This window comes from Bacillus sp. MMSF_3328, assembly GCF_030733525.1.
Lineage (GTDB): Bacteria > Bacillota > Bacilli > Bacillales > Cytobacillaceae > Bacillus_AB > Bacillus_AB infantis.
Genome location: NZ_JASHIV010000023.1, coordinates 33,727 through 59,704 on the forward strand (window position 1 = coordinate 33,727; position 25,978 = coordinate 59,704).

Sequence of the window (25,978 nt, forward strand, 5' to 3'; positions counted from 1 at the left end):
AAAAGGAATTCACATGATAAATGTGAATTCCTTTTTTTGTTGGTGCCTCAATCCCATTCATGTACAAATAGAAAGGATGCTGAATCATATGCCGCTGTGCCATACAGATCAACTAACCCTGCTGAGGGATATATTAAGCAGCCATCAGACAGACTGCTGCGGATCGGTTTCAGAGTGTGAACAATTGGAGCGCTTGGTAAAATCCCTCATGGTCAATGCAAATATCGGCCAGGAGGTAAGGGCAGTACTGGAGCAGATTTACAGCTACAGCCAAAACGGCGCCGGCTCTTCCAATCTCGACGGCCATATAGAGCTGCACCAGCAGGAGCTCTCCCAGTGGGTAGAGAGCATTGACCAGCTTTCCTAGCCCAGGTCAAGCTCCTTGATGAACTGGATCCACTTATCCATTTCTTCATATCTCCCCTTGCTTTTATGCCATTGAATCGATGTCAAAGTCTGGGCAGCCACATACCATTTCATGCGAAGGGCAAGGGAGGATGTTAATTCCATTCCATACCGCTTCAGCCAGGAATGCCATTTATCACGGGGGATGTACCAGTATAAGAGCATCCCGAGATCAATGGCAGGGTCGGCAATCATTGCCCCATCCCAATCAATCAGATACAGCTGGTCGTTCTCTGTGAGCAGCCAGTTGTTATGATTGACATCGCAGTGGCAGACGACCATATCTTCACAGAAGATATTCCCCTTCTCCTTTTCAAGGAACCCGAGGGCTTTCCTGACAGCATCCAGTCTGCGGATTTCTTCATCCAGCTCTTCTGTGACCGCGTTCAGTATTGCCTCTGGCTTCAGGGGAGATTTTCCCAGCCTGCTAAGCATCCCAAGGAGCGGCCTGGAGTCATGGATTTTCTTGAGAAGCCTGGCTACCCGCTCATCTTCCATATCCCCCGGCTTCAATTCCCTTCCGGCAAGCCATTGCTGGGCTGTTATGACGTCCCCATTTTCAAGCCTTTTTGTCCACACAAGCTTTGGAACAATTCCTTCTGCTGACAAAACAGCGAGAAAAGGCGATGAATTCCGCTTCAAGAATAATTGCTGCTCTTCATGCTGGGCAAAAAACGCTTCACCTGTCGCTCCTCCGGCAGGAACTATCTCCCAATCTTGTCCGAATAAATGTTCCAAAATTGTTCACCTACAATGTTTTTCTGCAAATTAAATGCGAGTAAGGAAAGTGCAAGGCCCGCATCTCAGCCAGGCCTTTTACAGTCTCCTATCTATATATGCGGAACTGCAAAGAAAGCAAAGCCCGCTCCTGTCCATTCCGCCGCTAATTGATTAAAGGACTATTGTATAGAAAAGCAAAGTAAAATAAAAAAAAGCTATTGAAGCAAATGTCCTGCAATAGCTATCTTATAAATTTTATCTCTTAGCGTGTTTTCTAGTCAAGTCAATCAGAGATAAAAACAGTATTTTATTATAATGATTTCTTTTTCAATTTTTATGGTTTGATCCCGATTCAGCTTCGGGCGGGCAAAAGCGCAGCTTCTTTCACCTTCTGGCAAGGATCAGCAGGCTGCATGGGGCAATTATTGCAGCGCCCGAATTCACAGTATTTACCGGTTCTGCACCCGCCCTGTCTCCGTCCGCCAAAACTTCCCATTCTCCATCAGCAGGGAACTTCCGCTCTTCCCGGGAAGGATTGAAACATACCCTGATGGAATCATAGCCCCCGAATTCCCTGATATCCTGCAGCTCGAATGCAATCATCGGCTCTTCTGCCTGGATGAACTGCATATGCCTCCTGATCAGGTCTGTGCTGTGAAAACGGAAAGCTTTGATGTTCTTCCTTATGCTAATCAGCCCTTTTATATAGTCCACATTATCCTGATAGTGAAGCCGGCGCTCCCAATCAAGCCAGTTGACCTCATTTGGGGACCGATAGCTGTTGCCGTCCCCATTTTTTGTCCTGAAGAACTCCTGTCCGCTGTGAAGGAAAGGAATTCCCTGTGCAAGGATGACCATTGCCGTCGCAAGCCGGTGGTGCTTCTCCTTGAATTCCTCTCTCTCTTCAGGGAAACATGCGCCAAGCTTATCCCATAGTGTATGGTTATCATGCGATTCGGCATAGTTCACAGACTGCCCCGGAGAACGGAAGAGAGGCTTAGCCTTTTTCCCCATTCCGATGCTTCCGGCAAGAACCTGTTTCGCATCCTCGCGGTAATGTGCATTTCCCAGTGCATATCCTTTATCATAAATATTGAATGTGCTTCCCTTAATAGAATCCCTGAACCAGTCATTGAACTGGCCGATCCTCTTGAGCTTGGCCTGGTTGCGCAGATTGGCCTTTTGTTCCTGCGGGAGAGGAGTGTTAAGGTCCCACCCCTCCCCAATGATGAGAATATGCCTGCCGGCTTCATCTGCAGCTTTCCTGACCTCCTGCATCGTCCCGACATCCAGGATTCCCATCAGATCAAAGCGCAGCCCGTCAATTTTATATTCATGCAGCCAGAACTTCACGGAATCGACGATGAACTTCCCTGCCATCTTCCTCTCAGAGGCAAAGTCATTGCCTACCCCGGTTCCATTTGATGGCATCCCGAACTCATCGTGCCGGAAGTAATAGCCTGGTACAAGCTTTTCAAAATCGGATGATTCCCTTATATAGACATGGTTGTACACAGCGTCCATTATGACCCGCAGGCCCTGGGAATGGACAGCTGAAATCAAGTCCTTCAGCTCACGGATCCGCAAATACGGGTCTGAAGGATCCTCGGAGTAGCTGCCATCAGGTGCGTTGAAGTGGAGCGGGTTATAGCCCCAGTTATAATCCGATTTTCCCCCAAGCTCATCCACCCCCGCAAAGTCGTGGAAGGGGAGGAACTCGATATGGGTCGCCCCCAGCTCCTTTACGTAGGAAAGGCCGGTCGAACAGCCCTCCGGCCCCTTTGTACCCAGCTCTGCCGCACCGCGGTATGTGCCTTTTTTATCCGCGCCGCTCCCGGGATGGATGGTAAAGTCCCTGATATGGGTTTCGTATATAACCGCATCTGTATCATGTTCCAGCTCCGGAAGCTCAAGCTCAGGCATCTTTATTTTCCCGGGGCTGGCAACGACGGCTTTCTCCCCATTGGCTGTAAGCGCGGCAGCATATGGGTCTGCAGCCTCCCGCCACTCAAGATCGATGCATACCTTGTAAGAATAGGCATGAAGTTCAAGATCTCCCTCGGCACAATAGGACCAGACACCGTAATCTCCTCTTTCCATTGCATATTCCGTGATACCCTTCCCTGGCTCTTCTAACGACAGCCTGGCTTGAGTGGCGGTAGGGGCCCATAGCTTGAACACTGTCTGTTCTTCTGTATAAAAGCACCCCAGGCTCCCGCTATAATAATATTTTTCATCAAATGCCTCTGTCCGGATGACAGATCCAATCTGAAGGTCTGTCTTCCCCCCATGTTCATCATGGATCCAGCAGGTTGTTCCGAGATCCAGATCACCTTCGAAGGTGCAAATATATTTAATCTCCTCTTCCAGTTCCTGCTGTTCTTTAATAAAGAGCTCCTTCTTCCCTTCCTGGCCTGAAAGAGCAAATTCAGAACAGCTGCCATTGTAATAAGAACGGGGAAGCAGGATGGCAATGATATTCAATTCATCAAGGTATGCATGGTACATCCGTTCCACTGTGATCATCGTCTCACTCCGCTTCTATTCTCGGCTTTCCTCCGAGTACTTCCTTATTACCTGTAATACAGGCTGCCCCAAACCTTGCCCAGGGCATTTTTTAAAGGGTGTCTTAACAGCTATTCATACGAACGAGCCCAAAATCAGGATGAATTACTACAAGACCTTTTGATAATTGCCCAGACATGTATTTAAGATCATGTGCCTTATTCAACTTCTCCCCATTCCGGGCGTTTCACACAGGTTGTCTGGCAATATTGCAGGAGGATCTGCGCGCTTTTAAGCTGGATATGCTTGATGGGGGACGTGTTTTTCCTCATAGCTTCAAACCACTCCTCGAATCCGCGCTTCTCAATCAGCTCCACCCCATATGGTACATTCGGATAATCAAAATAGCCTTTCCGGCTTACTAATACTTTATGTACCGGGAAATCGATTTCATACATTTGAAAAATGCTCTTTACAATTTTTTCTGTCCGGTCCAGGGCGATGAGCGGATTCAGTATTTTCTTTTCTTCCTTCCCTGTCCTTTTTAACCAGAAATGCTCCTTGGAACCGATGAAAACAGCCTGCTCATCTTCTTCCATAAAGGAAAGGCAATAGGCCCCAGTCGGCGTAATAAAGACCGATTCTGCCTCTACAGGCGCTTTTTTCAAACGGAATACAGGCTTATAAAGAAGCAGATAGGTGTCCGGAAAACGCTGAAGGAGGAAGCGGAGCTCGGGGTCATAGAAAAAGGATCTCTGAACAAATGATTTTTCCATGATGGTCGAGCTCGCCCACTTCATTTGAAATCTAAAAAGCTGATCCAGGAATTGCTGCTTCAATTCATCTGCCGTATCCGGCCTTGAGGCAAACTGCGGATCAAAATCGAGCTTCTCTTCCACTGCCTTTTCCGGAACTGGCTCAGCGTCCTCTGACTTCCTCTTCAGGCTGAATATTCCCTTAATCCTCTCTGACAGGGGCTGTTTCTCTTCGAGCTTCCAATCATCCGCTGCTTGTCCCGGTTGAGGGCCGAAAAACCGACCATCGTTATTTTCCCATGCGTCCAAAAGCTGTGCCCACCGCTGCTTCTTCAGTCGGACATATCTGGAAGGATATAAAAAGATATCCTGTTCATAGCGTGAAATATAATCCTGTAGCTTTATTAACTGTCCCATTCCCTCTGCCTTCCTTGTTTCCTTGTATTTTATTTCAGTGTATAAACCTCGATTGCTTCGTATTTAGGACTTCTATCCATATGCGTCTGATATAAAACCACTTCTGCGGCAGGAAATGAGATTGTCTCTGTTAAAACAGATTCATTTTCCAAAAGGTCCGGCTCAAAAGGGCTGCTGCCTGCCCACTTCCTTGCCAGAGTGATATGCGGCTTAAATGGCCGGGTCTCCAGCTGAAAGCCTGCTTCCTTACAGGCATCAAAAACTTTCTTCCTTACCTCGCCAAGCCTGGGCTGGGCTGCTGTGTCCGACCAAAAGATCCTGGGCTGATCCGGCTTTCCGAAGACGCCAAACCTTGAGGTGGATAGGCTGAAAGCTTCCTCTTCCTCAAGTGCCTTCCTGACAAGCCTGGTTGCATGCTGCAGCTGATCCTTCCCTGCATTTCCCAGAAAGGCCAGCGTAATATGATAATCCTGATAATGGACCCATTTTTGAAATTCAAGCATTCCTGCTGCCGCTTCGCATTTCAGCTTCAGCTTTTCTTTGGCATCGTCAGGAAGCCGCACAGCAAAAAAATAATGTGTTTGCATCAATAAAACGCCCTTTCCACGACATTTCTATTTATTTTAACAAAATTTGCACAGCCGGGAACAAAAAGCTGCCGGAAAATCCTTAAGATTTGATAGCCTTCCCACCTTTTAGGTATGATTATGGAGCAGAGCATTAAATGAAAATCATTTAGTTTTCCCTCCTTTTGCATGAGATTTGCTGAAGGAATGCAAAATAGCTTTATTATTATTTTTAGAAAGGAAGAGTTTTATGAAGGTTGTAGACAACCTGTCTGACTTGATTGGCGACACGCCGCTCGTGAAGCTGAACAGGCTGGCCCCAGAGAATGGGGCAGCCATTTATGCAAAGCTCGAATTTTACAATCCGAGCAAAAGCGTCAAAGATCGGGCAGCTTTTAATATGATCATTAAAGCAGAGGAAGAAGGAAGGCTGAAAAAAGGGTCAACCATCATTGAGCCTACAAGCGGGAATACCGGGATCGGCCTTGCGATGAATGCTGCTGCACGCGGCTATAAGGCCATTCTTGTTATGCCTGACACAATGACTCTTGAACGGATCAATCTGCTGAAAGCGTATGGGGCGGAAGTGGTCCTCACACCAGGTGATGAAAAGATGCCCGGATCAATCAAAAAAGCGCTGGAGCTTGCAGAGGAAATCCCGGACAGCTTTGTCCCGATGCAGTTTGATAATGAAGCAAATCCCGATGCCCACAGAAAATCAACCGCACTTGAAATCATTGATGGGATGGAACAGATCGGAAAGCCCCTGTCTGCTTTCGTCGCGACTGCAGGCACAGGCGGAACGATCACCGGAACCGGAGAGGTGCTGAAAGAGAAATATCCGGGTCTTGAGGTCCACGTTGTTGAACCGAAGGGCTCTCCAGTCCTTTCAGGAGGCAAGCCCGGCAAGCATAAGCTTGTAGGCACCAGCCCCGGTTTTATCCCTGAAATCCTTAATCAGGATGTTTATGATGAAATCCACCAGATCAAGGACGAAGAGGCTTATGACACAACAAGGAGGCTCGCCAGGGAGGAAGGCATCCTTGTCGGCCCTTCCTCAGGGGCAGCCTGCTTTGCGGCCATCGAAGTCGCCAAAAAGCTCACACCCGAAGATGCAGTCGTCTTCATTGTGTGTGATACAGGGGAAAGATACCTTTCCAGCGACCTGTTCCGCTTTGAGTAAGATAGTATAAATGACGGAAACAGCTTTATATGAAAAAACCGGCCATGCCTCCTGATCTGGAGTGCCTGGCCGGTTTTTTTCAGCTGTTCAACGCACCTGTTTGAATGCTTCCGCATTCCTTTTCAATTTTTTCGAGGAATAGGCCTTGCAGCTTCTGCGTCAGCTCTCCTGGCTTACCGTTCTTCACAGGACTGCCGTCAATCCCGATGACCGGCATCACTTCAGCTGTTGTGCTGGAAATGAAGATTTCATCTGCACCAAGGAGCTCATCAATCGTGAATGCTTTTTCCTCAAACGGAATATCATTCTCACGGGAAATCTCGAGCACTTTTTGCCGTGATATCCCATTAAGAATGAAATGGTCAGCCGGATGTGTCACCAGTTTATCGCCGCTTACGATGAAGATATTAGATGAGCTGCCCTCGGTCACTGTATGGCCCCGATGCTGGATGGCTTCAAAGCACCCAGACTGGGCTGCCTTCTGCTTGGCCAGCAAATTGCCAAGCAGGTTAAGGCTTTTAATATCGCAGCGGAGCCAGCGGATATCTTCAGTCAGTATTGCCTTGATCCCCGATTTCATATTCTCCTCCGGCCGCGCAGCTTCACGGGTATAGGCTACGAAAGCGGCAGGGACTTCACTGCCCGGAAAGGCGTGATTCCTTGGCGAAATGCCCCTTGAATACTGAAGGTAGACTGTTCCGAAACCAATTTTGTTCTTCCCGATCAGCTGTTCCAGTTTCGTTTTTAGCTCTTCCTTTGTAAAACCAGGGTTCAGTCCGATCTTTTCACAGCTTTCAGACAGCCTGTTCAGGTGTTCCTCAGCTGTAAACATTTTGCCGTTATATACCCGGATTACTTCATAGACACCATCGCCAAACTGATAGCCTCTGTCTTCAATGTCAACCTTGGCATCTTTGCGTTCAATCAATTCCCCATTCAGGATTGCATATTCCACTTTCGTTCCTCCCCTATACAATATTCAGCCTGTTTCTTTTATTTTGCCAGCTCATAAATAGCCTGTGCATAGATGGCTGCAGCTTTTACAAGGTCCTCAATAAACATATATTCATCCTTCTGGTGGGCAATGTCCTCCCTGTCAGGGAATAATGGGCCAAAAGCGACACCGGCCTTCAGGGAACGGGCATACGTTCCTCCCCCGATCGAGATGAGCTTGGCCTCATCTCCAGTCTGCTCCTCATACACTTTTTTCAGCGTCTGGATCAGGAAAGTATCCTCATCCACATGATGGGGCTTGGAATCTGTAAAGTTTTCGAGGCGGAACCCTTCTTTTCCAGCAGCAGCCATGACCGTTTCCTTGGTTAAAGCCATATCATTGGTGACAGGGTAGCGGAGATTCAATCCAAGCCGTCCGCCTTCTGCCTGTGAATAGCTTATCTTTCCAAGATTGATGGTCAGGTCGCCTGTGATATCGTCAGAGTAGGCCGCGCCCAGCTGCCTGCCGCGGGAATCCTTGAAGAAATAGCGGTCAGCAAAGCTGAAAAATTGGGCTGCCTTTGAATCGATTGAAAGCTCTGACAGGAATTTAGCTAAATATAAGCCTGCATTCTTCCCGTTATCAGGCTCCATCCCATGTGCAGAAATTCCTTCAACCTCAAGAATCAACTCACCATTATCCACATGATAGCTGCCTTTCAGGTCATGCTGCTTCTGGAAATCTACAAAACGCTGCAGCACCTCTGTCTGTTCATGATGGACAAGCAGGGATGCTTTGGCATAGTCAGGGACCATGTTGTATCTTCGGCCGGACTGGAATGAAGCAACTTCTGCCTTGACATCGCCATCCTGATTTTCTGCTGTGCTTTCCTGAACAAGGTCAAAGTCGGAAATTCCTTTTTCTGCATAGATGATCGGAAAATCAGCATCTGGGGCGAAGCCGATATCAGGCATCTGCTCGTGCTTGAAATAATGGTCCACACAGCGCCAGTTGCTCTCTTCGTCCGTCCCGACGATCATCCGCACTTTTTTGCTCAGCGGCAGCCCAAGCTCCTTGACTATTTTCATAGCATAATAAGCGGCCATTGTAGGCCCTTTATCATCCAGCGCCCCGCGTGCAAAAATCTTTCCATCCCTTATTTCTGCAGCAAAAGGATCGCTTGTCCATCCGTCACCTTCAGGAACAACATCGACGTGGCAAAGAATCCCGACGATTTCTTCTCCACTCCCAAACTCAATATGTCCAGCAAGATTGCCGGTGTTTTTCACGGAGAATCCGTCCTTGCTGCCCAGCTCCAGCATAAAATCAAGTGCTTCTTTGACTTCTTTTCCCAGAGGGGCATCTTCAGTCGCATTCTCTTCATCAAGAATGCTCCTGATTTGCAGAAGCTTCTGGGTATCAGCCAGGAAAGCCTGCTCACGTTCTTCTATTTCTTTCTGCCAATCAATGTTTTTCATACAAATCCTCCTTATGTACATTCCAAAAGCAGACCGGCTGCATCCGGAATAATTAAACCAATTTCGCTCTTCCATTATAAATCATTTCAATGGAAAACCTTAAATCAAAGAGAAAGGCTGCCAGCAGGCATCTGGCCTGTCAGCCAAAGTCCTCCCGCTGCCGCCAGTATAACAAGAATGATGGACAGAAGAAAGAGAGCCCATACCGCTTTGGTCCTTGCCGAAAAATACGCATCTCTTTCACCGTATTTTTTTGTGAGGGGGTGGGAGATCGTGATTTTTCCCCAAACCATCTGCAGCCAGGAAAACATCATGATGAGGAAGCCGATGGCTATAAGTGTTTTTAACCAGATAGGCGGAATGATGACGATCGCTGCCACTGCAGGTGATATGATTTTTAAATAGTTTCCCCAATAAGACGGGTTGCGCAGGAATACTTTAATGAAAACTTCCAGAAATCCGGCAGAGACCGTCCTTTTTTTAAAGATCCTTTTTGATTGCCTGAACAAAAAAGGCTTTTTTCTTACTGCGGAAGGCGAAGGCATCTCTACCTCATAGGAAAGCTGGAAAATTAAGCCTGTATATTTGACTCGTTCCTCCCTCTCAAATGCCGCTTCAGTATCAAAGGTATGTGTTTTGGACAGATTCCTATTGTATAGGAAGCTTCCCAGGGCAAGCAGCAGAATAGCCGACATATTAAAGGCCAGCAGATTTCCCCCGAGCCACAGGGCAAAAACCAGCTGGACCATCCAGCTTAACAGCACAAAGCTTGCAAGACTGAATAGTATCCTTAAAAGCTTCCCTTCTATCTTCCTCAGATTTTGCTTCAGCCACATAATAAATACTCTGCAGGAAAAGAAAAACAGGAAATAAGAAACGGCATATAGCATTGTAAAGCCGTAGTGCCCTATTAAAAAGGGAAGCAGCAGAATGGCTATGAAGGCTGCCTGGCATGCTCCAGCCAGAAGAGAATAGAAAAAAGCTCCTTTTTTAAGACCGAAATAAAGCTTCCGGTTTTTAATTAGAAATACCTTATCTGCCTCCTGGATAAAGGTTCGGTAATGGCCGCCCCATGAGGCAATATAGCCTGGAAGGAACAGGAAAGCTGCCGGCACCATTAAAATCCACCCGGGCATTTCTGTCCACCAGGATCTGTATATGAAAAAGGAGATGACTGCTGCAGGAACCGCCAGATAAAGGATGATGGTCCAGTCCGCAATTGATCTGAAGACGCTGTACTGATATTTCCATTCTGCCGAAAGCCTTTTAAAAAGGAGCCTGCTGCTAATCATTTACATGCTCCTCTGAATACATGTGGAAGCAATCGAACAGCGACCCGCCCGGCAGGCCGCATTGCTGCCTGATTTCATCCATGGTCCCTGATGCCGCGACCCTGCCTTTATTAATGATTATAAACCTGTCGCAAACCTTTTCGGCAGTGTCCAGAACATGGGTCGACATCAAAATGCCTGCACCCTTTTGGCGCTCCTTTTCGACTGATTCCAGGAAAAGCCTTGTTGCATTCGGATCCAGGCCGATGAAAGGCTCATCAATGATATATACAGAAGGGTTGATGATCAGAGAGAGGACCAGCATGGCCTTCTGCTGCATCCCTTTTGAATATGTATGGGGATAATCATGTGCATAGTCTGCCAGCTTATACAGCTCCAGCAGCTCTTCCGCCTGCTTCCTGTATTCCTGATCGCTGAGCCCTTCTACTGCAGCGATGAAGTCGAGATGCTCCCATAATGTAAGCTCGTCATAAAAGATGGGCCGCTCGGGAACATAAGAATATTTGATCCCCTCTTTAAAAACGGTTTCTCCTTCTGTATAATCCATCAGGCCAAGGATCGTTTTGATCGTAGTGCTCTTTCCCGCACCATTCGCCCCGATCAGGCCGATCAGCTCTCCTGAATGGACTTCAAATTGAATATCCTGCAGATATGGAGCCTCTTTGCTGTATCCCGCCTGTTTTATTTGCGCTGTTAATAGTTTCATTGTTTTCCCCCCGATATATATACGGCGAAGAGAAGGAAAAAGTTTCCTTGGTCAATCTGCAAGATAGATTGCATCACCTGTTCGGATCGGACCTGTACGCACCACTGAAGCATAGACGCCGAAATGATTGCTCCTTTCTTTGGCAACCATTTTCAGAAGGGCGGCATCCTTACCGGCATCCTCCGGATCGACTGTGATGATCTGGCATCTTTCACAATGACGCTTAATCATGATAGCGGATCCTCCGCTGCCGATGATCAGCTTTTTCCCAAACCAGCTTTCTTCTGCAAAGGGAACAGATCCTTCAATATCAAGGATAATATTGGCCCGGAAGCGCCGGTGATCAACTTCTCTGCCCCGCATTTCACCGAGCTTTCTCAATGAAGCGGCGGAAACGAGCTGCAGATGCTCCTCTTCTATTGGACCTAAAGGTATACTCTTTGGCGAGTATTGAATCTGCTCAGTTTTTTTGCCTGTGAGGCTTTCTAAATAACCTGCTACGCGGGGATCGCCCCATTTGGCGCTACTTCCGTCAGGCATTCTGATGATGACTGCCGGAAACATGTTATCCTGTTCCTTTCCTGCAAAACGCGCTGAAAATGTGGCCATCTCGGGAGCCTGGGTAATGGTCAGAAATTTCCCGGGCCTCGACGTGTCCAGGAAAGCATGGCTCCTGTCTCCATATAATCCGTAAGACATCAGCCGCGTCTCTGCCACACTTTCACCGCCAAAGGATTTGACAGGGTGCCTGATGATTTCTTTAATCGTTCCCACCTTCATATCTCTCTCCCCTTTCCCGCTGTTTTTTTCCATATTATAGCACGGTGTTTGTTCAGACGGCAGACAACGCTTACTCGATAAACTCATGGTAAGCACCAAAAAACGCTGCTGAACTCTTCAGCAGCGTTCATTTCTTATTCATAATAAGGCTTAAGCACTTCCAATACTTCAGGGTTTCCGTATTCCTGAGCGTAATCATAGGCTGTAAGGCCCTCTGCATCTGTATATAACGGATCTGCCCCATATTCCAGAAGCAATTCAGCCATACTGGCATCATCTGCAAAAACCGCGCTCATTAAAGGCGTTGTGTCATAGGCATCCACTGTATTTGGATCAGCTCCGTGTTCTGCCAGGAGCCGGGCGGCATCGGCCTGTCCGCTGTACACGGCCCAGTGCAGGGCAGTTGAGCCTTCACTGTCAGCAGCATTAATGTCAGCTCCATTCCCAATCTGGTTTTCAATAGAGGCGAGGTCACTTGTCTCTGCAGCCTCCATCAGAGGCGTAATTCCTTCCACTTCTTCTACTGGTCCATCAATTGGCATATCTGAGAGCATATCAAGATTTTCGATTCCTTTTAAGCCAAACCATAGCCCTGTTCCGGCAAGGGCCAGAAAGAGCACAGCTGCGATAGAACCAATCCAGACAGTACTTCGCTTCTCTTTAAGCACCAGTGCCGTTTCCGGGGCAAAAAACTGTGCCAGTGCATGCAGCCTTTTCGGAAGATGCGGATGAGTGGAAAGCTTCTCATTCAGCCATATGAAAATGCCCTGCTCCGACTCGATCTGTTCCATATAGGTTTCCTGGTCGACCTTCTTATATAATTCTTTCCCGATGGCAAGCATTGTCAGCGCATTCCTGGAAGCTTCATAAGACTCAGTATAGTAGGCAGCATAGCGGTCACAGGTATACTCGCAAGCTCTTAAATACGCATTTCCCAAAAATGGCACCCACAGAGCAGGCAGCAGGAGGAAGCTGACTATCACATGCCTTCGTTTCAGATGGGCAAACTCGTGTGCCAGTACAAACAATACCTCCTTCTCCGCTTTCTGCTCAATCAATTCAAAAATACCAGAATACAGCACCACCATATTTTTTCTGAAAAACCTGGCTGCAAAAGCATTGAGAACCCCTTCGGATTCCACAATATAAATATCCGGGACTTTCGCAAGCCCCATCTGCCCGGCCACTGAAACCGCCTTTCCATACAGCTCTGGGAATTGCTTTTTCCCAAGCTTTACACCGTTCCTGCGGATTCCGGCCATCATCAGCCCGTGGAGAATGATGGTGGCAGTCAGCAAAATGGCCAGCATGATAATGCCAATAATAGTTATAGATAATAGCAAATACGTAAGGATGCCGAATAAAATGACAAAAGCAAAATAGAGACTTTCTTTTCTGTGTACGAGCTGTTCACGCAACGAATGATTCAAATAATTCCATCCCCTTCGGTTATCTGCATAAATTACTCATTGATTATAATGAATTTCCCCATTTGGGAATACAGGTAAATAGGCCCATTAAAAAAAAGCTGGTAAACACATATGCAGATACTTAAATGCATAGAGATGTAAAGAGAGCCAGGCATCATGCAAGTTTCTGATCAGGCAGGCACCAGTATGGAAATGGAGCCAATTCCAACCAAAATGTGTTAATCTTTTGTAAATTCAAGTATTAAAGTAGCATTATCAAGCAAGAAAGAGTACAATTATTGTAGAAGTATGACATCTAGAACATTCTTTAATGATTAGAAAAGGAGTTGTCTGGGGAAAAGAAAACTACATACCTTGAAGACATGTTTCTTCATCGAAGCTGTCGGTTGCAGGAATTTGCCAAAGGTTTGAAAAAAGGATAGGGAGTGGTTCTTTGAAACCTTCGACTAACCGGATGTTAAACCGCATTAAAGCCGTCTACATGTTTATTTGTAAGCGCGGAACTGTAACAACTCAGGAGCTTGTAGAGGAATTTGGTATTACTCCTCGCACCATACAACGAGATTTGAATGTCCTGGCCTATAATGATTTAGTCATCAGTCCGAGCAGAGGAAAATGGACGACGACGCAAAGAAAAGTTAAATTATCATCGTAAATACAGTCTCCCGGGCTCGGGGGATCCATAAACAAAAAAATCGCCCTTATCAGGCGATTTTTTTGTTACTTCACTTCATATTCCATCAGAGACTGCAGCTCTTCCTCTGTCAGCTCCCTGTACTCACCAAGCTCGAGCGTCTCATCAAGCCGCAGCGGCCCCATCGAAAGCCTCTGCAGATATACTACTTTCTTCCCTACAGCTTCAAACATTCTTTTGACTTGGTGAAACTTTCCCTCTGTGATCGTCAATTTGATATCAGACCGTTCTCCGGACTTCAGGATATTGAGCTCTCCCGGCTTTGTCGCATAGCCGTCATCCAGGATGACTCCTTTGCGGAAGGCAGTGACATCTTCTTCCGTCACTTCCTGGTCTATGACTGCAAAATACGTTTTCGGCACATGCTTCTTTGGGGAGAGCAGGCGGTGGGCCAGCTGGCCATCATTCGTAATCAAAAGCAGACCCTCCGTATCCTTATCAAGCCTTCCGACCGGAAAAGGTTCAAAGATCAGATCCTCTGCCTCAAGGAGATCAATGACCGTTTCATCTCTGTTATCTTCTGTTGCTGAAATGACGCCCGGCGGCTTGTTCATCATCAAATAAATAAATTCCCTGTATTCGACGGTTTCTCCGTTTATACGGATCAGATCTTTTTCAGGATCGACATGCTGCTTGGCATCTTTGATCTTTTCATCATTGACGGTCACCGAACCGTCCTTAAGCAGCTTTTTTACCTCTTTCCTGCTGCCGTATCCAAGATTGGCCAGCACTTTATCAATTCTCATCCTTCTTCCTCCTTAAAAATTTCAGTCCCGGGACCACTGCTTTTATCATAGACTGCACTATCTGGTTATTTACCTGAGTATAGTAGAACTTTTTACAAAATGAAAGGAGCGCTTCTTATTCACTATTTTCCCGTCTGCCCTTATCCCCTGCACCCTGTCTTCCGTACATCTCCTTCTTTTTTATCCCAGGGAGATGCCCAGATTCTGCAGCGCGTCATCGAGCTTGAACGCACCGTCGAGCAGCTTAACAAACAATGCAGCCGGTTCAACAGGAGGCTGAACCGCATTGAGCGCAGGCTCGGGCTCGGCGGATCCGCCCCAATCTACTATAATCCGGAGCTCTAGCACCCCTTCACGGAAAAAAATGAAAGGCCCCGCTTCGTGCTGCGGCGGCCTTTCGTTTGGCTTTATTAAAAGCGGAGGCGGAGCTTCTGTTTGATTTTCTCCACTCTTTGTCCAAATAGGAAATAAACAAGCCTTGTTCTGAAGGCCAAGTAAAAATAGATGGCTGCTCCAATGCCTGCACAAATGAAAATGATGATCAGCGACTGGATGGTAGAAGCCGGAGACAGGAATAATGTCAGCAGTTTATAGGATACTGCAGTTCCTGCAAACATGAATGCCGTGAACAGGATGATCAGCAGGCTCCTTCTGACGACCAGGCGGAATGGATATTCTGCATAGGTCCTGATGACATATAAATTGATCAGTATGGCTGCAGTGTATCCAAGGGTTGTAGCCAATACTGCTCCCTGTGTTTCCATCAGCTTGATGAGCGGAATATTCAGGCTCAGCTTGACGAGCAGACCGACAAGCAGGCTCAGAATCGTGAATCTCTGTTCATTGATGCCCTGCAGGATCGCCGCTGTAACGGAGAACAAGGAAAACAGCATCGCCACCGGGGCATACGTTCTCAAAACCTCTGTACCCAATTCCTTATGCTCGTAAAAGACAGTGAAAACCGGCTCAGCCAGCAGTGAAAGCCCCGCTGCGGCAGGCAATGTAAGAAAAAGGAGCACCTGGAATGTCTGGTTCAGCTGCTTGTTCAGGCTCATACGGTCATTATCTGTGAACGCCTTCGTTATGGCAGGGACAAGCGTCAGTGAAAAGGCCGTTGCCAGCGACACTGGGATGATCACCAGCTTATGCGCCTGAAAGTTCAGCACCGCCAGTGATGACTCAGCCTGCCCGGCAAGGCCAATTTCTGCCATCGCCCTGTTGAATGTGAGCTGGTCAATGATTTGAAACAAGGGGTTGGCAAGGCCGACAAAGATAAATGGTGCAGCATATATGAGAATTTCTTTATACATATCCTTCAGGGAAATATCCATCGTCCCTTTGTCTTGAAGGAGGAGGTCATCCAAATGGGATTTCCGTTTATACCAGTACCAGAACAGTACCGCAAGGCTGCCAATTGCTCCTATGAATGCAGCAAAAGTTGCCACGCTGACAGCTTTGACCAGGCTTCCGCCCATCCAGTTCAGGACAATATAGGCACCGGCAAGCAAAAAGACAATGCGGACAATCTGTTCAACAACCTGTGACACGGCAGACGGTCCCATCGATTGATGGCCCTGGAAGAATCCTCTGATTAAACTCATGAACGGGACAACAATCAAAGCAAAGCTTACTGCCCTGATGACAGTAATAACATCACTGACACTGGAGTCCAGATCAGAGTCAGGAATGAATAATTCTGCAAGGACCGGGGCCGAAAAATAAAGAATTAAAAATGAGAAAATCCCGCTGCAGAGCATGACGACAAGGCCGGACTTAAAAAGCTTTCTGCCGACAGCATACTCTTCAAGGGCATTATACTTGGCGATAAACTTGGAAACAGCAAGGGGGATCCCCGCTGTAGCAATGCTGATAAAAATCGTATACGGAACATAGGAGTACTGGTATAAAGCACTTCCATGGTCCCCTACAATCCGGTAGAACGGTATCACATAAAACAGGCCCAGAACCTTTGAAATAATGGTTCCGAGGGTTAAAATAAAGGTACCTCTTAAAAGCTTAGATGACATATAATCCCTTCCTAAAAAGAAAATCTTGCTTCATTCATCCATGCGGCCGGCATCATGCCGCAAGACCGCCAATTTTATCAGTTTCTGTCGAAATGTAAACACACTATTAGTAGTTTACCCTTCTTTCGCCCCCAAAGCTACTAGATTGCCGGGCGTCCCACCAGAAAAATACGCAGATCGGGCAGGCCCCGCCAGATTAGACGTGTTCCCCCTGAATAAATTTGCCTTTCCCTTCCGTTTGTACTAATGTTAAAAAAGCAAAAAGTAAATAAAGTTGGTGAAAAAATGTACGATGTAATTGTAATTGGAGGCGGTCCATCAGGCCTGATGGCTTCGATTGCGGCGGCAGAAAAGAGAATGAAAGTCCTTCTTATCGACAAGGGAAACAAACTTGGCAGAAAGCTCGCCATTTCAGGCGGAGGCCGCTGCAATGTTACGAACCGCCTGCCCATCGATGAGATCATAAAGCATATTCCCGGCAACGGCAGGTTCTTATACAGCGCATTTTCTATTTTCAGCAACGAAGATATCATCAGCTTCTTCGAGGATATGGGCATCCAGCTGAAAGAGGAAGACCATGGCAGGATGTTCCCTGTCACAGACAAGGCCCAGTCGGTCGTTGATGCGCTCCTTTCAAAAATGAAGGAGCTCCGTGTCGAGGTGAAAACCAATTCACCGGTGGAGGATATTTCTTATGGGGAGAATGGGCATACAGTATTTCTGAAAAATGGAGCAAAGTATGATGCCAGGTCGCTGGTTATTGCGGTGGGAGGCAAGTCAGTCCCGCATACCGGTTCTACAGGGGATGGCTACGCATGGGCGGAAAAAGCCGGACACACGATCACCGATCTGTTCCCAACAGAGGTGCCTGTCACTTCTTCTGAGCCATTTATAAAAAATAAAGTTCTGCAGGGGCTCGCTCTCAGGGATGCAGCTCTAAGTGTCCTGAATCCTAAAGGCAAGCCCCTTATCACCCATAAGATGGACATGCTCTTCACCCATTTCGGCGTAAGCGGCCCTGCCGTCCTGAGATGTTCGCAGTATGTGGTGAAAGCGATGAAGAAGTGGGATCTTAAACAAGTCGTATTAAGCCTTGATGCTGTTCCGGACCGGAAGGAAGAGCCGTTATTCCAGGAAGTGTCCTCCATGATAAAGGCTGATCCAAAAAAGAGCATTAAAAACATCCTGAAAGGACTTTTGCCGGAACGCTACCTGCTGTTCCTGCTCGATTGGAATGAAATCGATCCATCTGCTCAGGGCGGGACCATTTCGCATGAAAAGATCCGCCTGTTTGTAAAAAGCTGCAAGGCATTTCAATTTAAAGCCGATGGCACCCTTCCGATTGAAAAAGCATTCGTCACTGGCGGCGGTGTATCCACAAAAGAAATCGAACCGCAGACAATGGCCTCCAAGCTGATGCCCGGCCTCTACTTTTGCGGTGAAATCCTGGATATCCACGGTTATACCGGCGGCTATAACATCACCTCAGCGCTGGTGACAGGCAGGCTTGCCGGTTCCAATGCAGCAGAAGCTGCGTCCTATTAAAAAAACGGCCCATCTGTTCAGGACCGGTAAACAACCATGGCGGAAAAGCAGTAAATTTGTTCTTCTTCCTCTTCCTGGATGGCTGCAACATTATATTTAATATCGATCAGCCTGTTTTCATCAATCCGTTCCAGGAAATGGTTCATATCCTTTTCAAGATCTTTTTCATGCTCATGGTCAAAGAGCTTCACTTTAATCAACTTTGTCCCTCCTCAATTGCTTTTTTAAGAGTATGGACGAAATATTCAGAAACTATAACCATGATAAAAAGCTGCCTGCGACAGGCAGCTTTCTTCTTTACTTCGTTTCGCCTTTCCATTCGAGCATTCCGCCAGCCATATTGCGGACTTTATAGCCCTGGTCCTGCATGTAATAGCAGACGTTCTCACTGCGGCGGCCGGAGCGGCAGATAAAAATATATTCTTTCTCATCATCAAAATAGTCCATATTGGCAGGAATATCTCCCATCCTGATATGCTTGGCGCCGGGAATCATGCCCTGCTCCACTTCTTCGTCTTCCCTTACGTCTACAAGCTCGAGCTTCTTGCCTTCCTTCAGCAACTGTTCCAGCTCTTCTGTTGTGATAATTTCAATATTTTCCATCTATGACACCCTCTCATTAATTCGTCTACCCAATATGATTAGTATAAACAAAGGAAGTAAAATAAGGCAAAAAACTGGTTCCATTGATGACAGTTTCTATCGCAATCATCTTCCCTGCCTTAAAAAATCCCCCGTTTCTCGCTGAAACAGGGGATTCCTTGCTTTAGTTGGCTACAATATTAACAAGCTTTCCTGGGACGGCAATGACCTTGCGGATTGTTTTGCCATCAATCTGCTCCTGGATTTTATCATCATCCATCGCAATCTGCTCCAAGGCTTCACGTCCCGCATCAGCAGGCACCATTAGCTTCGCTTTAACCTTGCCGTTGACCTGGATGACGATTTCAACTTCATCATCGACCAACTTGGCTTCATCATAAGCAGGCCAAGCTTCATAAGAGATAGTGCCGCTGTGGCCAAGCTTCTCCCAAAGCTCTTCTGCGATATGAGGGGCAATCGGCGACAGCATTTTAACAAAACCTTCAATATAGCTTACCGGCAGTGTCTCTGCTTTATAAGCTTCATTGATGAATACCATCAGCTGTGAAATGGCTGTATTGAACCGCAGCCCCTCATAGTCTTCTGTTACCTTTTTAACTGTCTGATGGTAGGCTTTTTCAAGGCTTGATTCCGGCTCTGCATCCTTTATTCTGCTGTGCAGGTTTCCATCAGTGTCAATCAGCAGCCTCCAAACACGGTCAAGGAAGCGGCGGGCTCCGTCCAAACCGTTTGTTGACCAGGCAACAGAGGCTTCGAGCGGCCCCATGAACATTTCATACAGGCGCAGTGTGTCGGCCCCATGTGACTCGACGATTTCATCCGGATTCACTACATTGCCTTTTGATTTGCTCATTTTTTCATTGTTCTCTCCAAGGATCATCCCCTGGTTGAACAGCTTCTGGAACGGCTCCTTGGTAGAAACCACACCGATATCATACAGGAACTTATGCCAGAAGCGTGCATACAGCAAGTGCAGAACCGCATGCTCGGCACCGCCGATATAAATATCAACCGGAAGCCATTCTTTCAGCAGGTCGGCATCAGCGATCGCATTTTCGTTTTTAGGATCGATATAGCGCAGATAATACCAGCAGCTTCCCGCCCATTGCGGCATTGTATTGGTCTCGCGGCGCCCTTTTTTGCCTGTTTCAGGATCTGTCACATTGACCCACTCATCAATATTGGCGAGCGGTGATTCTCCTGTTCCGGATGGTCTGATTTCTGTTGTTTTCGGAAGCATCAGTGGCAGCTCTGATTCCGGTACAGCAGTCATTGTGCCGTCTTCCCAATGGATGATCGGAATCGGCTCTCCCCAATAGCGCTGGCGGCTGAACAGCCAGTCGCGGAGGCGGTAAGTTACTTTCTTCGTCCCGATCCCCTTTTCTTCAAGCCACTCAATCGCTTTGGAAATGGCCTCTTCCTTCTGAAGGCCGTCAAGGAATCCGGAGTTCACATGCTCCCCGTCGCCTGTATACGCTTCTTTTTCGATATCTCCGCCTGCCACAACTTCCTTGATCGGCAGGCTGAACTCTTTTGCAAACTCATAGTCGCGCTCATCATGCGCAGGAACGGCCATGATGGCGCCGGTTCCATAGCTTGCAAGCACATAGTCGGCAATCCAGATCGGCATTTTATCGCCGTTTACAGGGTTGATGGCGTAAGCGCCGGTAAAGACCCCTGTTTTTTCTTTTGCCAGATCCGTACGTTCCAGATCGCTTTTGCTCTTCACTTTTTCTAAATATGCTTCGACCGCCTCAACCCGGTCTTCAGCCGTAATGCTTTCAACAAGTGAATGCTCTGGTGCAAGCACCGCATAAGTCGCCCCAAAGAGTGTATCAGGACGGGTTGTAAAGACGGTGAATGTCCCTTCATGGTTCTCAATGCTGAAGGTCACTTCTGCGCCTTCAGAACGGCCGATCCAGTTCCTTTGCATGTCCTTCAGGCTTTCGGGCCAGTCAAGCTCTTCCAGATCCTCAAGCAGCCTGTCGCCGTAAGCCGTGATTTTCAGCATCCACTGCTTCATCGGGCGGCGCTCTACCGGGTGCCCTCCGCGCTCACTCTTGCCGTCGATTACTTCCTCATTAGCCAGGACTGTTCCAAGTGCCGGGCACCAGTTGACAGCCACTTCGTCAATATAGGCAAGCCCTTTTTCATACAGCTTAGTGAAAATCCATTGTGTCCACTTATAATATTCCGGGTCCGTCGTGCTGAGTTCCCGGTCCCAGTCATATGAAAATCCAAGCGATTTGATCTGGCGGCGGAATGTATCGATATTTTTCTTCGTGAATTCTGCCGGATCATTGCCTGTGTCCAGGGCATATTGTTCTGCCGGAAGCCCGAAAGCATCCCAGCCCATTGGATGGAGTACATTATAGCCCTGCATCCTTTTTACACGGGACAGAATATCTGTCGCTGTATATCCTTCCGGATGCCCGACATGAAGTCCGGCGCCTGAAGGATACGGGAACATATCAAGCGCATAAAAATTGCTTTTTCCCTTTTCCTCGCCCATTTTAAATGTTTTATTGGCTTCCCAAGACTTTTGCCATTTCTTTTCAATCTCCCTGTGATTGAAGCTCATTGTGCTTTCCTCCTGCATAATATGAATTTTTCTTTTGGGGAAAGGTTTTGCCGGTCTGCTTTACAGCGAAAAAGACCATAAAAAAACCCCTCATCCCAAAACAGGGACGAGAGGATATGTATTCTCCCGCGGTACCACCCACATTAGCGGCATTGCCGCTCTCTTCATTCATCCTTAACGCGGAAAACGGCAGGCATTACTGTGGTTCACACCTGCAACTCCAAGGCGAGTTCATGACAGTCCCGGCTGGCTTGCACCTCCCGCCAGCTCTCTAATGAGCGGAACTACATCATTACTATTCCTCATCATAGTTTTTACTTTAAAATATATAAAGCTATTGTATTAAAATTCTCCTTTGTATGCAAGTATGCTCTTCAATTAGAAAAGTTATACTTTTCAATGTATGCAAAGGCTGTGCTCTCGTGCAAACAGCTTCACTATTCTTTGTGATGGCAAATAAAAGACGCAGCAGCCTTCCCGGCTGTCTGCATCTTTTCATTGCACTGTGTATCCCCCGTCAATAACAACGGCCTGCCCCGTTATGCCTCTCGCATCTTTTCCTGCCAGGAAAAGGGCATAGGCGGCAACTTCTTCTACTGATAAAAGCCTTTTCTGGGGAACCAGAGGATAAAGTACTTCTTCGAGTACCTTTTCCAGCGGGACTTTTCTTGTAACTGCCAGGTCCTTCAGCTGATTTCGGACAAGCGGGGTATCCACATAGCCCGGGCAGATGCTGTTCACGGTGATTCCATAGGGCGCAGCTTCAAGGGCAGCTACTTTTGTCAGCCCGATGACCCCATGCTTGGCGCTGTTGTAGGCAGCCTTCCCTGCAAACCCGACCAGGCCATTGATCGAGGCCATATTGATGATCCTTCCAAAGCCCTGTTTTTTCATAATCGGCAGACTATGTTTGATGGCAGTGAAAGGAGCCGTCAGCATGACCTTAAGCATAAACTCAAATGTTTCTGTCGGAAAATCTTCAATCATGGATACATGCTGAAGTCCCGCATTATTGATTAGTACATCTAATCCCCCAAATTCTTCAACCGCAGAATGGATGGACTTTTTGATTTCTTCTTCAAGTGTCACATCGCATCTCAGGCCCACTGCCCTGAACCCTTCTGCCCTCAGCTGCTCTGCAGCTTTTTCAACCTGTTCTTCCTGAATATCTGTCAGGACAAGATTGGCTCCTTGCCTGGCAAAGTTTTTTCCTATCTCATACCCTATCCCCTGGGCAGCCCCGGTGATAAGAACTGTTCTTCCTTGCACCATTTCTTTTCTCCTTCCATAAAGGAAAGGAAGGGATTGGATAAATCTCTTCCTTTCCGAAAAATGTTATATGCCCAGTCCAAGCGAGAATAAGAGGATCGCCAATGCCAGGCCGAGCAGAGGTACGATGACGGTCACAATGCCGACAGCTCCATACGCATCCTGGTGGGTCTCTCCGCAGATGGATCTGACTGTGGTAACCACATAGCCGTTATGCGGCAGGGAATCCAGAGCACCTGATGAAATGGCCGCTACACGGTGCAGTGCTTCTGGGTTGACTCCCATATCCATATAGTGCGGCGCAATCAGCGGCAGGGCGATTACCTGGCCTCCGGATGCGGAGCCAGTCATCCCGGCGATAACACTGACCGCGATTGCTCCTCCGATCAAAGGGCTTCCGGGGATATCTGTCATAAAGTCGACCGCAGTCTGGAACGCAGGCACTGCCTTGGCCACCCCGCCGAATCCTACGACCGCGGCGGTATTGCCGATGGCAATAAGCGCTCCAAGCGTCCCCTCGGAAACAGCATTCCAGAAATTCCTGAAGTACTTCCTGTTCAGCAGATAAGTAGCGATGACTCCTCCCAATAAAGCAATGATAAGTGCGGATTGTGCGAGTGAGTCATGAAAAATAAAGGCAATGACCAGCACGACTGCCAAAGGCAGGACTCCCATTACAGGATGCGGAAGTTCTTTTTTCTCGGCCACCGGATCTGTTTCCCTGGAAATAAAGGATTCACCCTTGCTGACGGCTTTTGTAATGATCCTTTTCAGCCACCAGTAGCCGAAGATCATCATAAAGACTGCGACAATAAGGCTGACCTCCCAGCCTGCATACGGGGATGTCCCCAAGTGTTCGATCGGGATCCAGTTCTGGATTTCAGGAGATCCCGCAGAAGTCATAGTGAAGGTGACCGACCCAAATGCAAGGGCGGCCGGAATGAAGCGGCGCGGAAGATTGGCCTGCTTAAAAAGGCTCAATGCCATCGGATAAACGGAGAAAGCTACAACGAACAAACTCACGCCACCATAAGTCAAAACTGCACAAGAAGCTACTATTGCAAGGACAGCGTATTTCATTCCCAGCTTTCCAACAATCAATTCAGCGACACTGTCGGCTGCACCGCTGTCTTCCATGACTTTTCCAAAAATGGCGCCAAGCAGGAACATCAGATACCAGGATGTTACAAACCCTGAAAAGCCCGACATATAATTTCCTACCAGGTTGGCCTCCCCCTCGCCCGCCAGCTGCGGAAATAATGGCATCCCGCTCAACACGGCAACAAACAGAGCTGAAAGCGGCCCGACAACAAGCAGGTTCATGCCCCTCATCGTCAGGAATATCAGGAGGGCAAGCCCACCTACCAATCCAATCATACTAAGCATTCGTTTTCCCCCTTATTTATCTCCTTATTTGAAACCGTTTACATTTAAAAGGATAACACCCTCCCTTCTTAAGATTTTGTCTGCCCATATTCCAATGCAAGATATGTGCCAAGTGTCCGAATAAGCAGCAGCAGGTAAAGGAGGCTATTCTGCGAATTTTTTTCCGGATTTCCGGAAAAAAAGTTTTTGCCTATAAAATTTGCGGAGGTTCTGGATTACTAGATAATCGCCTTCAATAAACAAGCAAGAGAAATCTTTATCTTCTTTTCAAAAAAAACAAAAGTCCGGAAGACCGGAATATTTTCCGATTTTCCGGACTGCTAGATTTCCAGCCCGTATTTTTTCACCTTTTCATAAAAAGTCGACTTGCTGATGCCCAAAACCTTAGCAGCTTTCAGCTTATTATCTTTATACTTTTCCAGGCTCTGCGCCAGGACTCTCTTCTCTGTCTCTTCAAGGATTTCCTTCAGTTTGCTCGTCCCAATCGGGAGAATGGCCCTTTCCCGCAAATATTCTGGAAGAGACCCTTTCCGGATTCGTTCATCACTGGTCAGGTAAATGGATGCTTCCATCACATTTTCTATTTCCCTTATGTTTCCCGGCCAGCTGTAGGCCTGAAAAATCTGGCGTACCTCTTCATCAATGCCCGTTATTCTCTTTCCTGACTTTTTAGTAATTTTGCCTGTAAAATAGTCGACCAGCTCATCAAGGTCTTCCATTCGCTCTCTAATGGGCGGAATGAAAAACGGAACTACATTTATTCTGTAAAACAGATCCTCCCGGAACCGTTTTTCTTCCATCATTTTCTCCAGAGGCCTGTTTGTCGCGGCGATGATCCGGACATCGACTGAGATAGGCTTAACAGAGCCCACTGCCTCGACTTCACCTTCCTGAAGGACGCGAAGAAGCTTTACCTGCATATTGAGCGGCATATCGCCGATTTCGTCCAAAAATAAAGTCCCACCATGCGCCAGCTGGAACTTCCCTTTTTTCCCGCCCTTTTTCGCCCCGGTAAAAGCTCCTTCCTCATATCCAAAAAGCTCGGATTCAAGGAGATGCTCCGGTATCGCACCGCAATTAATTTTGACAAAAGGCTGATGGCTCCTGGCGCTGAGCTGATGAATGCTGTGGGCAAAAAGCTCTTTTCCTGTCCCGCTTTCACCCCTGATCAGAATGGATATATCGCTGGAAGCGATCATTTTGACTTTTTCCTTCAGGCTGGCAATCTGCTTTGATTTCCCCAAAATATCCTCGAGGCTGTATTTCACTCCGCTGTCGATATGCTGGATATAATGCTGGATTTTATTCAGCAGGCTTTTGACATGGCTGTTCATCTTCATCCATTCCTGTGTATCGCGGAAAAAGACGGTTCCGAATGCGCCGATGATTTCTCCTCCTGACATGATCGGCATCCTGTTGGCAATCATATAATTCCCTTTTATATACTGCAGATCTGCCACTTCTTCTTTCCCGGTCGAGGCAACGATATGCATTCTTGTATTTTCGATCACTCCGGTCACATGCCGGCCGATTACTTTATCGCGTTCACAGCCGATAAACTCGCAATAATTGCGGTTGATATAGATGATTTTGCCTTCCTTATCGATCACTACCAGCCAGCCGAAAGCATTTTCAACAATCGTTTCCAGGATCTCGTATGGAAGCTCCATTAATGTTTTATTCATCTGCTTCTCCCTTTAACTCTAATCTTACTTTGAATTTTATCACATTTTTCTGATAATAAAGGAGGGAGGATAAAAAATTGGGACAAGCTGGTTTGGCATTTCCTTTTGTATACCCTTCTCTAAAAGAAGGGTTGGCGCAGTCATGCAGTCTGTTCATCTCCGTTCCAGGCACTTCGCTTTCCGCGGGGCGACGCTGAGCCTCCTGATATGAACGAAACTGTCAAGATTCCCACTCCACCATCGTTTTGGTTTTGTTTTTGGGCACTTTTAA

General features: G+C 47.3%; 23 protein-coding genes and 1 other annotated feature. Of the genes, 5 read left to right on the forward strand and 18 right to left on the reverse strand.

The genetic code is table 11. The features are described 5' to 3' along the window. Positions 1-88: 88 nt before the first annotated feature. Positions 89-367 (forward strand): YtzH-like family protein, encoded by a 279-nt coding sequence (locus RBB45_RS22880; RefSeq protein WP_094769895.1) that lies wholly within the window; start codon positions 89-91, stop codon positions 365-367. On the opposite strand, the gene RBB45_RS22885 is transcribed toward RBB45_RS22880, so the two are convergent. From RBB45_RS22885 to thpR, 4 genes are all read right to left on the reverse strand, one after another. Next, on the reverse strand, positions 364-1,143 hold the full coding sequence (locus RBB45_RS22885; protein ID WP_009795234.1) for a phosphotransferase family protein: 780 nt from the start codon (positions 1,141-1,143) through the stop codon (positions 364-366). The two genes, RBB45_RS22880 and RBB45_RS22885, sit on opposite strands and share 4 nt — an antisense overlap. A gap of 366 nt (positions 1,144-1,509) precedes the next feature. Then, complete coding sequence (gene pulA, locus RBB45_RS22890; protein WP_224952396.1) at positions 1,510-3,651, reverse strand: type I pullulanase; 2,142 nt, start codon at positions 3,649-3,651, stop codon at positions 1,510-1,512. Between the two features lie 197 nt (positions 3,652-3,848). Further along, positions 3,849-4,802 carry an NERD domain-containing protein gene (locus RBB45_RS22895; protein WP_306010393.1) on the reverse strand — a complete coding sequence of 318 codons (954 nt, stop codon included), beginning with the start codon at positions 4,800-4,802 and terminating at the stop codon, positions 3,849-3,851. 29 nt (positions 4,803-4,831) lie between these two features. Beyond that, positions 4,832-5,389, reverse strand: coding sequence for an RNA 2',3'-cyclic phosphodiesterase (gene thpR / locus RBB45_RS22900; protein ID WP_224952398.1), 558 nt, complete (start codon positions 5,387-5,389; stop codon positions 4,832-4,834). Between the two features lie 229 nt (positions 5,390-5,618). Between thpR and cysK the strand changes: the two genes are divergently transcribed. Further along, complete coding sequence (gene cysK, locus RBB45_RS22905; RefSeq protein WP_009795240.1) at positions 5,619-6,551, forward strand: cysteine synthase A; 933 nt, start codon at positions 5,619-5,621, stop codon at positions 6,549-6,551. Between the two features lie 79 nt (positions 6,552-6,630). On the opposite strand, the gene dat is transcribed toward cysK, so the two are convergent. From dat to RBB45_RS22935, 6 genes are all read right to left on the reverse strand, one after another. Next, entirely contained in the window at positions 6,631-7,506 is an 876-nt protein-coding gene (dat, locus tag RBB45_RS22910) for a D-amino-acid transaminase (protein WP_101550551.1), read from the reverse strand. Between the two features lie 38 nt (positions 7,507-7,544). Beyond that, complete coding sequence (pepV, locus tag RBB45_RS22915; RefSeq protein ID WP_224952399.1) at positions 7,545-8,963, reverse strand: dipeptidase PepV; 1,419 nt, start codon at positions 8,961-8,963, stop codon at positions 7,545-7,547. 104 nt (positions 8,964-9,067) lie between these two features. Then, entirely contained in the window at positions 9,068-10,255 is a 1,188-nt protein-coding gene (locus tag RBB45_RS22920) for an ABC transporter permease (RefSeq protein ID WP_224952400.1), read from the reverse strand. Then, the gene (locus RBB45_RS22925; RefSeq protein WP_009795244.1) at positions 10,248-10,961 is read right to left on the reverse strand and encodes an ABC transporter ATP-binding protein; all 714 of its coding nucleotides are present in this window, start codon (positions 10,959-10,961) and stop codon (positions 10,248-10,250) included. Before RBB45_RS22925 ends, RBB45_RS22920 begins: the two co-directional genes overlap by 8 nt. Positions 10,962-11,012: 51 nt before the next feature. Beyond that, positions 11,013-11,741: an MOSC domain-containing protein gene (locus RBB45_RS22930; protein ID WP_022544293.1), complete on the reverse strand. Its 729-nt coding sequence runs from the start codon at positions 11,739-11,741 to the stop codon at positions 11,013-11,015. 134 nt (positions 11,742-11,875) lie between these two features. Next, complete coding sequence (locus tag RBB45_RS22935) at positions 11,876-13,171, reverse strand: M48 family metallopeptidase (protein ID WP_306010394.1); 1,296 nt, start codon at positions 13,169-13,171, stop codon at positions 11,876-11,878. Between the two features lie 433 nt (positions 13,172-13,604). Here RBB45_RS22935 and RBB45_RS22940 point away from each other — a divergent pair, with 433 nt between their 5' ends. Next, positions 13,605-13,826, forward strand: coding sequence for a DeoR family transcriptional regulator (locus RBB45_RS22940; protein ID WP_009795247.1), 222 nt, complete (start codon positions 13,605-13,607; stop codon positions 13,824-13,826). A gap of 65 nt (positions 13,827-13,891) precedes the next feature. Here the strand turns inward: RBB45_RS22940 and RBB45_RS22945 are convergent, their stop codons facing one another. Continuing rightward, positions 13,892-14,611: a pseudouridine synthase gene (locus tag RBB45_RS22945; RefSeq protein ID WP_306010395.1), complete on the reverse strand. Its 720-nt coding sequence runs from the start codon at positions 14,609-14,611 to the stop codon at positions 13,892-13,894. Between the two features lie 99 nt (positions 14,612-14,710). Here RBB45_RS22945 and RBB45_RS22950 point away from each other — a divergent pair, with 99 nt between their 5' ends. Next, on the forward strand, positions 14,711-14,956 hold the full coding sequence (locus RBB45_RS22950) for a hypothetical protein (RefSeq protein ID WP_022544295.1): 246 nt from the start codon (positions 14,711-14,713) through the stop codon (positions 14,954-14,956). Positions 14,957-15,021: 65 nt separating this feature from the next. Here the strand turns inward: RBB45_RS22950 and RBB45_RS22955 are convergent, their stop codons facing one another. Continuing rightward, positions 15,022-16,638: a putative polysaccharide biosynthesis protein gene (locus RBB45_RS22955; protein ID WP_009795249.1), complete on the reverse strand. Its 1,617-nt coding sequence runs from the start codon at positions 16,636-16,638 to the stop codon at positions 15,022-15,024. 285 nt (positions 16,639-16,923) lie between these two features. On the opposite strand from RBB45_RS22955, the gene RBB45_RS22960 reads away from it, so the two are divergent. Next, positions 16,924-18,183, forward strand: coding sequence for a BaiN/RdsA family NAD(P)/FAD-dependent oxidoreductase (locus RBB45_RS22960; RefSeq protein WP_306010396.1), 1,260 nt, complete (start codon positions 16,924-16,926; stop codon positions 18,181-18,183). Positions 18,184-18,200: 17 nt separating this feature from the next. On the opposite strand, the gene RBB45_RS22965 is transcribed toward RBB45_RS22960, so the two are convergent. The 6 genes from RBB45_RS22965 to RBB45_RS22990 all read right to left on the reverse strand — a co-directional run bounded on the left by RBB45_RS22965 (position 18,201) and on the right by RBB45_RS22990 (position 25,707). After that, positions 18,201-18,383, reverse strand: coding sequence for a sporulation protein Cse60 (locus RBB45_RS22965; RefSeq protein WP_009795251.1), 183 nt, complete (start codon positions 18,381-18,383; stop codon positions 18,201-18,203). A gap of 97 nt (positions 18,384-18,480) precedes the next feature. Continuing rightward, on the reverse strand, positions 18,481-18,786 hold the full coding sequence (locus tag RBB45_RS22970; RefSeq protein ID WP_009795252.1) for a rhodanese-like domain-containing protein: 306 nt from the start codon (positions 18,784-18,786) through the stop codon (positions 18,481-18,483). Positions 18,787-18,949: 163 nt separating this feature from the next. Then, positions 18,950-21,367 carry a leucine--tRNA ligase gene (gene leuS / locus RBB45_RS22975; RefSeq protein WP_306010397.1) on the reverse strand — a complete coding sequence of 806 codons (2,418 nt, stop codon included), beginning with the start codon at positions 21,365-21,367 and terminating at the stop codon, positions 18,950-18,952. Positions 21,368-21,466: 99 nt separating this feature from the next. Further along, positions 21,467-21,685 (reverse strand) — a binding site (T-box leader). A 177-nt stretch (positions 21,686-21,862) separates the two neighbouring features. Continuing rightward, positions 21,863-22,639: a 3-hydroxybutyrate dehydrogenase gene (locus RBB45_RS22980; protein ID WP_253618206.1), complete on the reverse strand. Its 777-nt coding sequence runs from the start codon at positions 22,637-22,639 to the stop codon at positions 21,863-21,865. A 63-nt stretch (positions 22,640-22,702) separates the two neighbouring features. After that, entirely contained in the window at positions 22,703-24,022 is a 1,320-nt protein-coding gene (locus RBB45_RS22985) for a GntP family permease (protein ID WP_022544298.1), read from the reverse strand. A 320-nt stretch (positions 24,023-24,342) separates the two neighbouring features. Next, complete coding sequence (locus RBB45_RS22990) at positions 24,343-25,707, reverse strand: sigma-54 interaction domain-containing protein (protein ID WP_306010398.1); 1,365 nt, start codon at positions 25,705-25,707, stop codon at positions 24,343-24,345. Positions 25,708-25,978: the final 271 nt, after the last annotated feature.